The organism is Cupriavidus sp. FW305-F7, assembly GCF_058782875.1.
Genome location: NZ_JBYSYC010000035.1, coordinates 1 through 13,618 on the forward strand (window position 1 = coordinate 1; position 13,618 = coordinate 13,618).

Annotated in this window: 9 protein-coding genes and 2 tRNA genes; 5 read left to right on the forward strand and 6 right to left on the reverse strand. The window is 66.6% G+C overall.

What is annotated here, in order from left to right:
* Window positions 1-143 precede the first annotated feature (143 nt).
* From AC3WL8_RS27455 to pgi, 4 genes are all read left to right on the forward strand, one after another.
* A complete protein-coding gene (locus AC3WL8_RS27455) occupies window positions 144-1,442 on the forward strand; it encodes a D-amino acid dehydrogenase (protein WP_013956509.1) in 1,299 nt (432 codons plus the stop codon).
* A gap of 6 nt (window positions 1,443-1,448) precedes the next feature.
* The gene (locus tag AC3WL8_RS27460) at window positions 1,449-3,035 is read left to right on the forward strand and encodes a bifunctional ADP-dependent NAD(P)H-hydrate dehydratase/NAD(P)H-hydrate epimerase (protein WP_013956508.1); all 1,587 of its coding nucleotides are present in this window, start codon (window positions 1,449-1,451) and stop codon (window positions 3,033-3,035) included.
* A complete protein-coding gene (locus AC3WL8_RS27465; RefSeq protein WP_013956507.1) occupies window positions 3,032-3,994 on the forward strand; it encodes a DMT family transporter in 963 nt (320 codons plus the stop codon). The genes AC3WL8_RS27460 and AC3WL8_RS27465 overlap by 4 nt, the downstream gene beginning before the upstream one ends.
* A gap of 137 nt (window positions 3,995-4,131) precedes the next feature.
* Entirely contained in the window at window positions 4,132-5,775 is a 1,644-nt protein-coding gene (gene pgi / locus AC3WL8_RS27470) for a glucose-6-phosphate isomerase (protein ID WP_153955285.1), read from the forward strand.
* Here pgi and AC3WL8_RS27475 read toward each other — a convergent pair.
* Window positions 5,772-6,470 carry an ABC transporter ATP-binding protein gene (locus AC3WL8_RS27475; protein WP_153955284.1) on the reverse strand — a complete coding sequence of 233 codons (699 nt, stop codon included), beginning with the start codon at window positions 6,468-6,470 and terminating at the stop codon, window positions 5,772-5,774. The two genes, pgi and AC3WL8_RS27475, sit on opposite strands and share 4 nt — an antisense overlap.
* Here AC3WL8_RS27475 and AC3WL8_RS27480 point away from each other — a divergent pair.
* A complete protein-coding gene (locus tag AC3WL8_RS27480; RefSeq protein ID WP_013956505.1) occupies window positions 6,469-7,125 on the forward strand; it encodes an arylesterase in 657 nt (218 codons plus the stop codon). The genes AC3WL8_RS27475 and AC3WL8_RS27480 overlap by 2 nt on opposite strands.
* Before the next feature lie 75 nt (window positions 7,126-7,200).
* Here AC3WL8_RS27480 and AC3WL8_RS27485 read toward each other — a convergent pair whose 3' ends face one another.
* The 5 genes from AC3WL8_RS27485 to clpX form a co-directional block, all read right to left on the reverse strand.
* Window positions 7,201-9,135, reverse strand: coding sequence for a SurA N-terminal domain-containing protein (locus AC3WL8_RS27485; RefSeq protein WP_153955283.1), 1,935 nt, complete (start codon window positions 9,133-9,135; stop codon window positions 7,201-7,203).
* Between the two features lie 140 nt (window positions 9,136-9,275).
* A tRNA-Asp gene (locus AC3WL8_RS27490) sits at window positions 9,276-9,352 on the reverse strand.
* Window positions 9,353-9,400: 48 nt separating this feature from the next.
* A tRNA-Val gene (locus AC3WL8_RS27495) sits at window positions 9,401-9,476 on the reverse strand.
* 190 nt (window positions 9,477-9,666) lie between these two features.
* The gene (gene lon / locus AC3WL8_RS27500; protein WP_013956502.1) at window positions 9,667-12,078 is read right to left on the reverse strand and encodes an endopeptidase La; all 2,412 of its coding nucleotides are present in this window, start codon (window positions 12,076-12,078) and stop codon (window positions 9,667-9,669) included.
* A 255-nt stretch (window positions 12,079-12,333) separates the two neighbouring features.
* Window positions 12,334-13,611, reverse strand: coding sequence for an ATP-dependent Clp protease ATP-binding subunit ClpX (clpX, locus tag AC3WL8_RS27505; protein ID WP_013956501.1), 1,278 nt, complete (start codon window positions 13,609-13,611; stop codon window positions 12,334-12,336).
* Window positions 13,612-13,618 lie beyond the last annotated feature (7 nt).

Sequence of the window (13,618 nt, forward strand, 5' to 3'; positions counted from 1 at the left end):
CGAAAGGACGCCGACGGCGTCCGCGCTATCCTTCCCCGGCCTAAAGGCCGAGGCTTGCCGCGCACCTGGTCAAATAGCATTGGCCGGCCCCGCCCGGCCCCACCCTTTCCCGCCGGCGCGGCAATGTGGAGGTTTCCAGTCCGATGCATGTGATCGTCATCGGCGCCGGCGCGATCGGCGTCAGTTCCGCCTGGTACCTGCGGCAGGCCGGTTTCGACGTGACCGTGCTCGAACGCCGCGCCGCGCCGGCGCAGGAAGCCAGCTTCGGCAATGCCGGCGTGATCGCGCCCGGCTACGTCACGCCATGGGCCGCGCCGGGCATGCCCGGCAAGATCCTGCGCACGCTCTTTGCGCGCGAGGCGCCGGTCCTGTTCCGCCCTTCCGCCGACCCCGCCATGTGGCGCTGGATCGCGCGCTGGCTGCGCGAATGCCGGCTGGAGCGCTACCGCGCCAACAAGCTGCGCATGCAGCGGCTGGCGTTCTACAGCCGCGCGTGCCTGCACCGGCTGCGCAGCGAGCTGGAGATCGACTACGAGCAGTCGCAAGGCTATCTGCAGCTGTTCCGCACCGCGCGCGACCTCGACCTGGCCGCGCCCGCCGTGGCCCTGCTGCGCGAGAACAACGTGCCGCACCGGCTGGTCAGCGCGCAGGAATGCCGCCGCATCGAACCGGGCTTGGCGGCCGACACGCCGCTGGCTGGCGGGCTGCACCTGCCGGAAGACGAATCCGGCAACTGCCCGATGTTCGTGCGCGCGCTGCACCGGCATGCCGAGGCCGCAGGCGTATCGTTTCGCTTCGACACCCAGGTGGCGCGCGTCAGGCCAGACAACGCAGGCAAGCTGCAGGTCGAGCTGTCGCACGCTGACAAGCAGCGCCCTGGCCAGGTGCTGAACGCCGACCGCGTGCTGGTCGCGGCCGGCGCCGACAGCACCGCGCTGCTGCGCCCGCTGGGCCTGCGCGTGCCGCTGTATCCGGTCAAGGGCTACTCGGTGACGGTGATGGTCCGCGACGAACTGCAGGCGCCGCTGGGCGCGCTGATGGATGAGTCCTACAAGGTCGCGATCACGCGCATGGGCAACCGCCTGCGCGTGGCGGGCACGGCCGAGCTGGGCTCACGCACGCTCGATTTGCGGCCGGCCGCACTGAATACGCTGATCAAGGTCGCGCGCGACTGGTTCCCGGTGGCCGGCAACTACCAGGAAGCCACGCAATGGGTGGGCGCGCGGCCGATGCTGCCGGACGGGCCGCCGCTGATCGGCCCTACGGCTGTACCCGGCCTGTTCCTCAACCTCGGCCATGGCTCGACGGGCTGGGCGATGAGCTGCGGATCGGGCAAGATTACGGCTGACCAGATCGCCGCCAGCGCCGGCCCCCATGGCGGCCCAGACATCGACATGGAGGGCCTGCTGCCCGACCGCTACGGCTTGGGGCCCGCCAGATAACCAGACATGACACCCTCTGCCTCTTCCGCCACCTCGCCCGCAAGCGGCGACGGCTGGTTTGCACTCGATGCCGCCGCATCCGCACCGGTTCCGCTGTACGACGTCGCCGCCATCCGCCGCATCGAGAACGCCGCCTTCACGCAACTGCCCGCCTTTACGCTGATGTCGCGCGCCGGCGCCGCGGGCGCGCGCTGGCTGGCCTGCCACGCACCCGCCGGCCCGCTGCTGTTCCTGGCGGGTCCCGGCAACAATGGCGGCGATGCGCTGGTGGCCGCCACGCAATTGCACAGCGCCGGCCGTGCCGTGCAGGTATGGCTGACGGCGGACCCGCAGCACCTGCCCGCCGACGCCGCGACAGCATGGCAGCAAGCGCACGCCGCCGGCGTCCCGGTCAACGTGGTCGCGGGCATGGCTGCCTCGCCTGACGCGGACTGGCCCGCCGGCACCGCTGCGATCGTCGACGGCCTGCTCGGCATCGGCCTGAACCGCCCCGCCGACGGCACCATGGCGTGGTGGATCGGACAAATCAACCGCAGCGCGCTGCCGGTGTTTGCGCTGGACATCCCCAGCGGACTGTTCGCCGACACCGGCGCGGGCACGCCGGCCGTGCGCGCGCAGCGCACGCTGACCTTTATCGCCGCCAAGCCCGGGCTGCTGACACTGGACGGGCGCGACTGCGCCGGCGAGGTCGACATCGCGCCGATCGGGCTCGGCTATCCGCCGGACGAAGCGCCCCATTGCCTGGTAAACGGCCCGGCACTGTTCAGTACCGCGCTGCCGCGCCGCCGCCACGCCAGCAACAAGGGCACGCATGGCTCGCTGGCGGTCATCGGCGGCAACCTCGGCATGACCGGCGCGCCGCTGCTGGGCGCCAGGGCCGCGCAGTTCCTCGGCGCGGGCAAGGTGCATATCGGCTTCCTGGCGCAGCCCGCACCGCTGTTCGATCCGCTGCATCCCGAGCTGATGCTGCATGCCGTGGACGCACTGGCCCTCGCTGCGATGTCGGCGCTGGTGATCGGTCCGGGCATGGGCACGGATGCCAACGCACACAAGCAGTTTGCGCGGCTGCTGCAAGCCGCGCCCGTGCCGCTTGTGCTGGATGCCGATGCCTTGAACCTGCTGGCCGCCGATCCGGCGCTGGCCGGGGCACTGGCCGCCAGCGGCGCGGCTTGCGTGATGACACCGCACCCGCTCGAAGCCGCCCGGCTGATGGGCGTGCCCGTCGCCGACGTGCAGCGCGACCGGCCCGCTGCCGCCGCGGCACTGGCTGCGCAATGGCTGGCCGTAGTGGTGCTGAAGGGATCGGGCACCGTGATCGCGGCACCTGGCGGCAGCCCATGCACGCTCAACCCGACCGGCAATGCGGCGCTTGCCAGTGCCGGCACCGGGGACGTGCTGGCTGGCATGCTGGGCGCCCTGCTGGCACAGGGCATGGCGCCTCTGGCCGCAGCCCAGGCGGCGGTGTGGATCCACGGCCGTGCAGCCGATGCCCTCGTCGCCCAGGGCACCGGGCTGGCCGGCGTCACCGCAAGCGAACTGTACGCGCCGGCGCGCACCGTCTTCAACCAGTTGCTGGCCGGGACCCGCGCATGACGCGCGGCGCGCTGCTGCGCGATCCCGCCGACCGCCGCCACCTGCTTACCGGCATCGCGCTGCTGGTCATCGGGCAATGGATCCTCAGCCTGCTCGATGCCACCAGCAAGACCCTGACGCAGCAAGGACTGCCGCTGGTGGCCGTGGCATGGGTGCGCTATGTCGGCCATGTGGTCGCGATCTTCCTGCTGCTCGGTCCCGCCGGCTGGCGGTGCCAGTGGCGGCCGGCAAAGCTTGGGCTGCAGTGGCTGCGGGGCGGGCTAATGCTGGTCTCGACGCTGGTGTTCTTCAGCGTGCTGATGCTGATGCCGCTGGCGCAGGCCACGGCACTGAATTTCTGCGCGCCCCTGTTCGTGGTGGCGCTGTCGCCGTGGCTGCTGGGCGAGCGCCCCGGGCGCCATGCCCGCTGGATGCGCTGGACCGGTGTGGTGGTCGGCTTTGCCGGCATGCTGGTGGTGGTGCGCCCGGGTGGCCAGCTCAGTCCGCTCGGCGTCGGCCTGGGCCTGGTGTCGGCACTGGTGTTCGCGCTGATGCAGATGCTGACGCGCCGCATTGCCGCGCATGACGCGCCCATGACCACACTGATCCAGAGCGGTGTCACCGGCGCCTGCCTGACCACGCTGATCGTGCCCTTCTTCTGGTTCAGCGCGTGGCCCACGCCGATGCAATGTGCGCTGTTGCTCTCTGCAGGGATCACCGGGTCCCTGGGCCACTATTTCGTCATCCGGGCCTTCCAGTACGCGGATGCCTCGTTCCTGAGCCCCTTCCTGTACCTGCAGATCTTGTCCGCCACCGTGATCGGCTACCTGGCCTTCGACCAACTGCCCGACTGGACCACCGCAGCTGGCATCGGCATTATCTGCCTGGGTGGCTTGTGCGTGGCGGGCGGCGAACCGGTGCTGCGCGCTGTCGCGGGCCGGCTCGCTGGCCGGCGACGTCAGACAATGTCTGATACTTAGCGCGCACACATGCTGCTATGTTGCAAGTGTTAACAGTTGCTTACGCTGAGGGGTAAAAGTGCCGCGGCGCAGGCGATATACTTTGCGAGTCTGCGCCGCCGCGCGCACTCGCGCCCCTGCAAACTTCCTAGTCCCGCATGCCCACCGACCTTCACGCCTGGAACGCCCTGCTGCGGCACCATGAAACCCTTCGCGACGCTCAGATGCGCGAGTGGTTCGACGGCGAAGGCGCGCAACGCGTCGCGCAATTCTCGCTGGAAGCCGCCGGGCTTTATCTCGACTACTCGAAGAACCGGATCACGCCCGAAACCATGCGCCTGCTGGTGCAGCTGGCAGCCGAGGCCGGCGTGACCAGACGCCGCGACGCGATGTTTGCGGGCGAGCATATCAATACGACGGAAGACCGCGCGGCCCTGCACGTAGCGCTACGCGCGACCGCCGGCGCCGGCTACAAGGTCGACGGCGAGCAGGTCATGCCGGCGATCCAGCGGGTGCTGGTACGCATGCGCGATTTCTCGGAGCGTGTGCGCAGCGGCGCCTGGAAGGGTGCCACCGGCGAGCGCATCACCGATGTCATCAATATCGGCATCGGCGGCTCCGACCTGGGGCCGCGCATGGTATGCCGCGCGCTGTCGCACTTGGCCGATGCCGATGGCAATGCCGCGCCGCGCATGCACTTCGTCTCCAATGTCGACGGCACCGACCTGGCCGAGACGCTGGTGCGGCTCGACCCGCAACGCACGCTGGTGATCGTCTGCTCCAAGACCTTCACCACGCTGGAAACCATGGCCAACGCGCGCAGCGCGCGCGCCTGGTTTGTCGCCAACGGCGTGGCCGAGCATGACCTTGCCAAGCATTTCGTCGCAGTCTCGACCAATACCGAAGCGGTGCGCGAGTTCGGCATCGACCCGGCCAATATGTTCGAGTTCTGGGACTGGATCGGCGGACGCTTCTCGCTGTGGTCGTCGGTCGGCCTGTCAATCACGCTGGCGGTAGGCTTCAATGCCTTCGCCGACCTGCTGGCCGGCGCGCGCGCCATGGACGAGCACTTCCGCACCGCGCCGCTGGAGCGCAACATGCCGGTGATCCTGGGCATGCTGGGCATCTGGTACCGCAATTTCTGGCATTTGCCGACCAGCTGCATGGCACCCTACTCCACCTCGCTGGAGCTGTTTCCCGCCTTCCTGCAGCAACTGGAGATGGAGAGCAACGGCAAGTCAGTGCAGCTCGACGGGCAGCGCGTGCGCACGCATACCTCGCCGGTGGTGTGGGGCACGGCCGGCACCAACGGGCAACATGCCTATTTCCAGCAGATCCACCAGGGCTCGCAGGTGGTGCCGGTGGACTTTGTCGCGCCGCTGGTGCCGCCGCGCCGGCTGGCAGGGCATCACGCCAAGCTGCTGGCCAACTGCTTCGCGCAGGCCGAGGCGCTGATGCGCGGGCGTACCGCCGATGAACTCCGTGCCGCCGGCGTGAAGGACGAAGTCCGCATCGCCCATATGGTGTTCGAGGGCAACCGCCCCAGCAACACGCTGCTGATGGAAAACCTGACGCCGCAGGTGCTGGGTGCGCTGATTGCGCTGTATGAGCACCGCACCTTCGTGCAGGGCGTGGTCTGGAAGATCAATTCCTTCGACCAGTGGGGCGTTGAGCTGGGCAAGATCCTGGCCCGTCCGATCGAAGCCGAGCTGACCGGGAATACCGTTGGCCAGCACGATGCCTCCACCACGTCGCTGATCGAGCGCGCCCGCGCGGTGCTGAAGGCGGGCGCCGCCAGCTAGACCTCCGCGCCCATCCATTCATCGCTGGCCACGCGGCCGGCGTCGATGGTCAGGATGCGGCCACAGCGCGCCGCCACCGAGCGGTCATGCGTGACCAGCACCAGCGTGGAGCCGGCATCGCGGTTAAGCTCGAACATCAGCGCGATCACGGCTTCGCCTGTGGCGGTATCGAGGCTGCCGGTGGGCTCGTCGGCAAACAGGATGTCCGGGCGCGCCACGAACGCGCGCGCCAGCGCCACGCGTTGCTGCTCGCCGCCCGACAGCGTGCGCGGATAGTGCCCCAGCCGCGCGCCCAGGCCCACACGCTGCAGCATGTCCAGGGCGCGCTCGCGCACCTGCGACGTTTCGCCGCGCAGCTCCAGCGGCAGCATCACGTTCTCCAGCGCAGTCAGGTGGCCGACCAGCTGGAACGACTGGAACACAAAGCCGACATGGCGGCCCCGCACCGCGGCGCGCTGGTCCTCGTCCAGCGCGAACAGGTCCTGGTCGTGCAGCCGTACCGTGCCCGTACTGGGCAGGTCCAGCCCCGCCAGCAGCCCGAGCAGCGTCGACTTGCCCGAGCCGGACGCCCCCACGATGGCGAGCGTTTCGCCCGGCGTGACGGAAAAGGTCACGTCGTGCAAAATCGTCAGCGAACCGGTCGTGTCGGCAACGGTCTTTCCGAGGGACTCGACAGCGAGAATGGAAGAAGACATGGATATTGGGATCCGAGGCAAATGGCGCCGGCTGCTGCTGGCAACCGGCACGGCACTGACGTTATCGGCCGGGGCCTCAGCCCAGGCCGCGGCGCCGGCACTGCTGGTGCTTGGCGACAGCCTCTCCGCCGAGTACGGCATCACGCGCGGCGCGGGCTGGGTCACGCTGCTGCAGGAGCGCCTGCGGCAGGAGCGCTTCGATTATAGCGTTGTCAATGCCAGCATCAGCGGCGAGACCACCATCGGCGGCAAGACGCGGCTGCCGGAGCTGCTGTCGCGGCACCGCCCGGCCATCGTGGTGGTGGAGCTTGGCGCCAACGATGCGCTGCGCGGATTGCCGCTGCAGACCACCGAGGCCAACCTGCGCAACATCGTCACCACGGCACAGACGGCCGGCGCGGGCGTGCTGCTGATCGGCATGCGCATCCCGCCCAACTACGGGCAGGACTACACCGAGAAGTTCGTCTCGCTGTATCCGAAGCTGGCTAGCGAATACAAGGTGCGGCTGGTGCCGTTCTTCCTCGACAAGGTCATCACGCGGCAGGACTGGTTCCAGCCCGACCGCATCCACCCGACCGCCGCGGCACAGCCAGCCCTGCTCGATACGGTGTGGCCGCAACTCAAGCCGATGCTCAGGCGCAGCGGCGCGAAGTAAGAACAAAGAAAAAAAACCCCTGCCGCCTGGCAGGGGTCCTTGCTGGCAGCGAGGCTGCCGGGGCTGATCTGGCGCTTACTCGGCGCCTTGCGCCTGCGTGGCGCCCACCGGCGTCAGCATCTTGACCTTGGAGCGGGCCTTCAGGCTTTCATAGAAGGCCTGCAGGTCGGTCTGGCCGGCCAGTTGCGACAGCTGCTGCGCTTCGGCCTGGCGCTGGGCCGGATTGCCTTGCGCCGGCTGGCTCACCTTGGTGATGCGATAGACCGCATAGCCTTCGGCCCCCAGGTCGACACCAACCACCGCCGGCAGCTTGGCCGCATCGGCACGCATCACCGCTTCCACAGCCTGCGGCGCAATGTCCTCGGCCTTCGCGCGCGACACGGTCCGCACCGCGCCAAAGCCGTCGGCGCTGTCTGCCTTCTTCAGCGCAGCAAGGCGAGCCTCGCCGTCCTTGCGCGCCAGTTCGGCCGCCTGCTGGGCGATATAGCCCTCACGCACCTTGGCTTCGACTTCCTCGAACTTGCGCACGGCCGCCGGGCGATACTCGACGATGCGCGCGGCCACCAGCGTGTTCGGGCCCACCTGGACGGCCTCGGTGTTGCGCTTGTTCTTGATCGCGTCGTCGCTGAACAGCGCCTTGAGCAGCTTGTCGTTGTTGAGCGGGCTCTGCGCGCCCAGCGCCGGGTTCGGCTGGCGCGTGACGTTGTCGGCGGTCTGGATGGTCAGCTTGAACTTGTCGGCGGCAGCCTTGAGGCTGTCTGCCTGCTCATACACGGTATTGCCGAAGGCATCGGCCTGCTCGGCAAACTTCTTGTCGGCGAACTGCTTGCGCAGCTCCGCTTCCAGTTCCGTGCGCACGGCTTCCAGCGGCTTGGTCTCGGCGGGCTTGATGCCGGTCAGCTTGATGATGTGGTAGCCGTAGTCGGTTTCCACCACGTCGCTGACCTGGCCATCCTTGAGCGCGTACATGGCGTCCTCGAACGGCTTGACCAGCGCGCCGCGGCCCATGAAGCCCAGGTCGCCGCCCTTGCCGGCCGAGCCCGGGTCCTGCGAGTTCTTGCGCGCCACGTCGGCGAAGGTGTCAGGGTGCTTGCGCAGGTCCTCCAGCAGCTTGGTGGCCTTGTCCTTCGCGGCCTGGCGCTGGGCGGCCGGCGCCTCCTTCGGAGCGCTGATCAGTATATGGCTGGCGCGGCGCTGCTCGTCGATGCGGAAGCGCGCGATATTGCTGTCGTAGTAGGACTTCAGCTCTTCGGGCGTGACCGCCTGCGTCGCGGCCAGGGCCTCGCCCGACAGCAACAGGTACTCGACCTTGGCTTGTTCCGGCACCGAGAAGGCCTGCTGGTGGCTGTCGTAGTAGGCCTTCAGCGCGGCCGCATCGGGCTGCACCTTGGCGGTGTAGGCGGCCGGCTTGAAGAGCAGCGCCTGCACGTCGCGCTGCTGGTCGCGCACGGCGATCAGGCGATCGAGCAGCGACTTGGGCACGAAGGCCGTCGCGGCGACCGATGCGCCCAGTTGCTGCGTGGCCAGTTCGAAGCGCATGCGGGCATCGAACTGCTCGGGCGTCATGCCCTGCGACTGCAGCAGCTGCAGGTAGGCCTTGTCGTCGACCTTGCCGTCCTTGGTGCGCGGCAGTTGCGCGATCGCCGGCAGGTTGCTGATTTCCTCGAGCAGCTTGGCGTCGGACACGGTCAGGTGCTCACGCGCCACGGCACTGGCCATCACGCGTTGCAGAATCAGCTGGTCCAGCACGGCCTTGCGTGCGTCCGGGCCTTCGAACTGGCGCGGGTCATAGCTGGCGCCAAGGATCTGGCGCGCGCGTTCGCTCTGGTCGCGCACGACGTTGTCGATTTCCTGCACGCTGATGGCGCGGCCATCGACCTTGGCGGCATCGTGCGAGCTGTCCATGAAGCGCGAATAGCTTTCCACGCCGAAGAACACGAACGACGGGAAAACAAGCACCAGCAGCAGCAAGAGCATCAGGCGCCGGTTGTTGCGTACGAAATCAAGCATGCGGATTCGGGTAGTGGATTGGCACGAAAGACAAACTCCACGATTCTAGCAGGAGCCGCTGGGCACGCACCCTTTGTGGAGGGTGGGAAACATGGGGAGCAAATGAAAACGCCCGCAGACGCGGGCGTTTTCAACAAAACTGGCGGAGTGGACGGGACTCGAACCCGCGACCCCCGGCGTGACAGGCCGGTATTCTAACCGACTGAACTACCACTCCTGTGTCGGCGCCTGCTGCCGGCGATGCCCATGTCCTTGCGATGGAGAGTGGTGGGTGCTGAGGGGCTCGAACCCCCGACCTACGCCTTGTAAGGGCGCCGCTCTACCAACTGAGCTAAGCACCCGCTCGACCATCGCAGGCTGGCTGCCTGCAACTTGCTGATCGCTCCGCACCTCGCGGCAGTTGCCGTGGTTTGCGTTGCGAGGGCGCAAGTGTAATACAGGTGATTTCAGTTTGCCAAGACCTGCGCGCGCAAAAAAAACGCCGCCGGGCATCACTGCCCTGCGGCGTTTCTTCATGCGGCCAAAGCTGTGTCAGTGATGCAGACGCTCAACCTTGGCCGTGGCCTTGTCCGCCACTTCGGCGGGCTTGGCGTCTTCTTCCGGCAGCGGCTCGGGCTTGCGCTCGAGCGCCAGTTCCAGCACCTTGTCGATCCAGCGGACCGGCACGATCTCGATGGCGTTCTTCACGTTGTCCGGGATCTCGGCCAGATCCTTGACGTTTTCCTCCGGGATCAGCACCAGCTTGATGCCGCCGCGGTGGGCCGCCAGCAGCTTCTCCTTGAGGCCGCCGATCGGCAGCACCTCGCCGCGCAGCGTGATCTCGCCGGTCATGGCGACATCCGCGCGCACCGGGATGCCGGTCAGCACCGACACCAGCGCCGTGGTCATGGCACCGCCTGCCGACGGACCGTCCTTGGGCGTGGCGCCTTCGGGTACGTGGATGTGGATGTCACGCTTCTCGAACATCTCATCCGTGATACCCAGGCGGCGTGCCCGCGAACGCACCACCGAACGTGCGGCCTCGACCGACTCCTTCATCACATCGCCCAGCGAACCGGTGCGCGTGATGTTGCCCTTGCCCGGCATGATCGCGGCTTCGATGGTCAGCAGGTCGCCGCCCACCTCGGTCCACGCCAGGCCGGTCACCTGGCCCACCTGGTTTTCCTTGCCGGCCAGGCCGAAGTCGTACTTGCGCACGCCGAGGAATTTGTCCAGGTTCTCGGAATCGACCTTGATCGTGCCCGACTCCTTCTTCAGCAGCAGCAGCTTGACCACCTTGCGCGCGATCTTGGAGACCTCGCGTTCCAGCGAACGCACCCCCGCTTCACGCGTGTAGTAGCGGATGATGTCGCGGATCGCGCTTTCGGCAACCTCGATCTCGCCTGCCTTCAGACCGTTGTTCTTGATCTGCTTGGGCAGCAGGTAGCGCTGCGCGATATTGACCTTCTCGTCCTCGGTGTAACCCGACAGGCGGATCACTTCCATACGGTCGAGCAGCGGCGGCGGGATGTTGAGCGAGTTCGACGTCGCCACGAACATCACGTCGGACAGGTCGAAGTCCACTTCGATGTAGTGGTCCTGGAACGTGTGGTTCTGTTCCGGGTCCAGCACCTCAAGCAGCGCCGACGACGGATCGCCGCGGAAGTCCATGCCCATCTTGTCGATCTCGTCGAGCAGGAAGAGCGGATTGCGCACGCCGACCTTGGACAGGCTCTGCAGGATCTTGCCCGGCATCGAGCCGATGTAAGTCCTGCGGTGGCCGCGGATCTCGGCCTCGTCACGCACGCCACCCAGTGCCATGCGCACGAACTTGCGGTTCGTCGCGCGCGCCACCGACTGGCCGAGCGAGGTCTTGCCCACGCCGGGAGGCCCGACCAGGCAGAGGATAGGCGCCTTCACCTTGTCCACGCGCTGTTGCACTGCGAGGTACTCGAGAATGCGTTCCTTGACCTTCTCCAGGCCGTAGTGGTCTTCGTCCAGCACGCGCTCGGCGTTGGCGAGGTCGTTGTTGACCTTGCTCTTCTTGCGCCACGGCAGGTTCACCAGCGTGTCGATGTAGTTGCGCACGACGGTGGCTTCGGCCGACATCGGCGACATCAGCTTGAGCTTCTTGAATTCGGCGTCGGCCTTCTTCTTGGCTTCCTTCGGCATGCGCGCAGCCTTGATGCGCTTGTCGAGTTCTTCCAGGTCGGCGCCTTCTTCGCCCTCACCCAGTTCCTTCTGGATGGCCTTGACCTGCTCGTTCAGGTAGTACTCGCGCTGGCTCTTCTCCATCTGGCGCTTGACGCGGCCACGGATGCGCTTTTCGACCTGCAGGATGTCGATCTCGCCCTCGAGTTGCGACAGCAGGCTTTCCAGGCGTTCGGTCACATTGACCATCTCCAGGATCTTCTGCTTCTGCTCGAGCTTGATCGGCAGGTGCGCGGCGATGGTGTCCGCCAGGCGGCCTGCCTCGTCGATCCCTGACAGCGAAGTCAGGATCTCAGGCGGGATCTTCTTGTTGAGCTTCACGTACTGGTCGAACTGCGACACGATCGCGCGGCGCAGGGCCTCGGTCTCGGCGCTTTCGCCAGGTGCGGGCGGCACGGGCACGGCTTCGCACATGAAGTGCGATTCGTCCTCGCTCACCTCGCGGATGTTCGCGCGCTGGGTACCCTCGACCAGCACCTTCACGGTACCGTCGGGCAGTTTCAGCATTTGCAGGATATTGGCGATGCAGCCGACCTCGTACAGGTCGTCGGCGGTCGGCTCGTCCTTGGCCGCCGTCTTCTGGGCCACGAGCATGATGCTCTTGCCCGCCTCCATCGCAGTCTCAAGCGCCTTGATGGACTTCGGGCGTCCCACAAACAGCGGGATCACCATGTGCGGAAACACCACCACGTCGCGCAGCGGCAACAGTGGGAGGCGAATCGGCTCGGCCGGGAGGAGTTGTGTTCCGGACATCATTTTCCCCAAGTCAGTCATTTAAGGCGTAAATTGGGCCGCCCGAATCGATTACAAGATACGTGCCAATCGATTCATCAAGGCAGGCAGATGCCGCTCCCTGCACTTGCTGGCCCCTCTGAAACAGCATACCCGCGTTTCCTCCCTCTCGTCGGTAGAAATAAACAAAAAAAGCCGCTCGCTTCTACGCGAACGGCCTTTCCGCCCAGCTGCCGGTGTGGTCCCGACCACTTACCACGTCTGGCAGCCCTCGCGTCAGTTGGACCCCGCCACTTTGGGCTGCTGCTCTTCATACATCAGCAGCGGAGGTGCATCGCCGTTGATCGTATTTTCATCGATCACCACCTTCTGCACACCCTTGTAGTTGGGCAGGTCGTACATGACGTCCATCAGCGACTGCTCCAGGATCGAACGCAGGCCGCGGGCCCCGGTCTTGCGGCGGATCGCCTTGCGGGCGATGGCGCTCAGCGCACCCGGGCGGATTTCCAGCTCGACGCCTTCCATTGCCAGCAGCTTCTGGTATTGCTTGACCAGCGCGTTCTTGGGCTCGACCAGGATCTGCATCAGCGCGGCCTCGTCCAGCTTGGACAGCGTGGCGACCACCGGCAGGCGGCCGATCAGTTCGGGGATCAGGCCGAACTTGATCAGGTCTTCCGGCTCGGTCTGCGGCAGCACTTCGCTGGCGTCGCGCTCATCCTTGCTCTTGACCTGCGCGGCAAAGCCGATGCCGGTCTTGTCCGAGCGCTGCATGATGACCTTCTCCAGGCCATCGAAGGCGCCGCCGCAGATGAACAGGATGTTGGTCGTGTCCACCTGCAGGAAGTCCTGGTTCGGATGCTTGCGGCCACCCTGCGGCGGCACCGATGCCATGGTGCCTTCGACCAGCTTGAGCAGTGCCTGCTGCACGCCCTCGCCCGACACGTCACGCGTGATCGACGGGTTGTCGGACTTGCGCGAGATCTTGTCGATCTCATCGATGTAGACGATGCCGCGCTGCGCCTTCTCGACTTCGTAGTTGCAGTTCTGCAGCAGCTTCTGGATGATGTTCTCGACGTCCTCGCCCACGTAGCCGGCTTCGGTCAGCGTGGTCGCGTCGGCGATCACGAACGGCACGTTGAGCAGGCGCGCCAGCGTCTGCGCGAGCAGCGTCTTGCCCGAGCCGGTCGGCCCGATCAGCAGGATGTTGCTCTTGGACAGCTCGACATCGTCCTTCTTGCCGAGGTGCTTGAGGCGCTTGTAGTGGTTGTAGACCGCCACGGCCAGGATCTTCTTGGCCTGTTCCTGGCCAATCACATACTGGTCCAGGCTTTCGCGGATCTCGTGGGGCGTGGGGAGGTCCGAGCGCGCGGCCGCAGCGGCGTCTTTCTCGGATGCCGTGGCCTCGTCCCGGATGATCTCATTGCACAGGTCGATGCATTCGTCGCAAATGAACACCGACGGGCCGGCAATCAGCTTCTTGACCTCATGCTGGCTCTTGCCGCAGAAGGAGCAGTACAGAAGCTTTTCGCTGGATGAACCTTTTTTGTCCGCCATAGGAATC

Excerpts from the sequence above, each read along its gene's own strand:
- AC3WL8_RS27455 (WP_013956509.1), top strand. The coding sequence starts at position 144 with ATGCATGTGATCGTCATCGGCGCCGGCGCGATCGGCGTCAGTTCCGCC.
- AC3WL8_RS27460 (WP_013956508.1), top strand. The coding sequence starts at position 1,449 with ATGACACCCTCTGCCTCTTCCGCCACCTCGCCCGCAAGCGGCGACGGC.
- AC3WL8_RS27465 (WP_013956507.1), top strand. The coding sequence starts at position 3,032 with ATGACGCGCGGCGCGCTGCTGCGCGATCCCGCCGACCGCCGCCACCTG.
- pgi (WP_153955285.1), top strand. The coding sequence starts at position 4,132 with ATGCCCACCGACCTTCACGCCTGGAACGCCCTGCTGCGGCACCATGAA.
- AC3WL8_RS27480 (WP_013956505.1), top strand. The coding sequence starts at position 6,469 with ATGGATATTGGGATCCGAGGCAAATGGCGCCGGCTGCTGCTGGCAACC.
- AC3WL8_RS27475 (WP_153955284.1), bottom strand. The coding sequence starts at position 6,470 with ATGTCTTCTTCCATTCTCGCTGTCGAGTCCCTCGGAAAGACCGTTGCC.
- AC3WL8_RS27485 (WP_153955283.1), bottom strand. The coding sequence starts at position 9,135 with ATGCTTGATTTCGTACGCAACAACCGGCGCCTGATGCTCTTGCTGCTG.
- lon (WP_013956502.1), bottom strand. The coding sequence starts at position 12,078 with ATGTCCGGAACACAACTCCTCCCGGCCGAGCCGATTCGCCTCCCACTG.
- clpX (WP_013956501.1), bottom strand. The coding sequence starts at position 13,611 with ATGGCGGACAAAAAAGGTTCATCCAGCGAAAAGCTTCTGTACTGCTCC.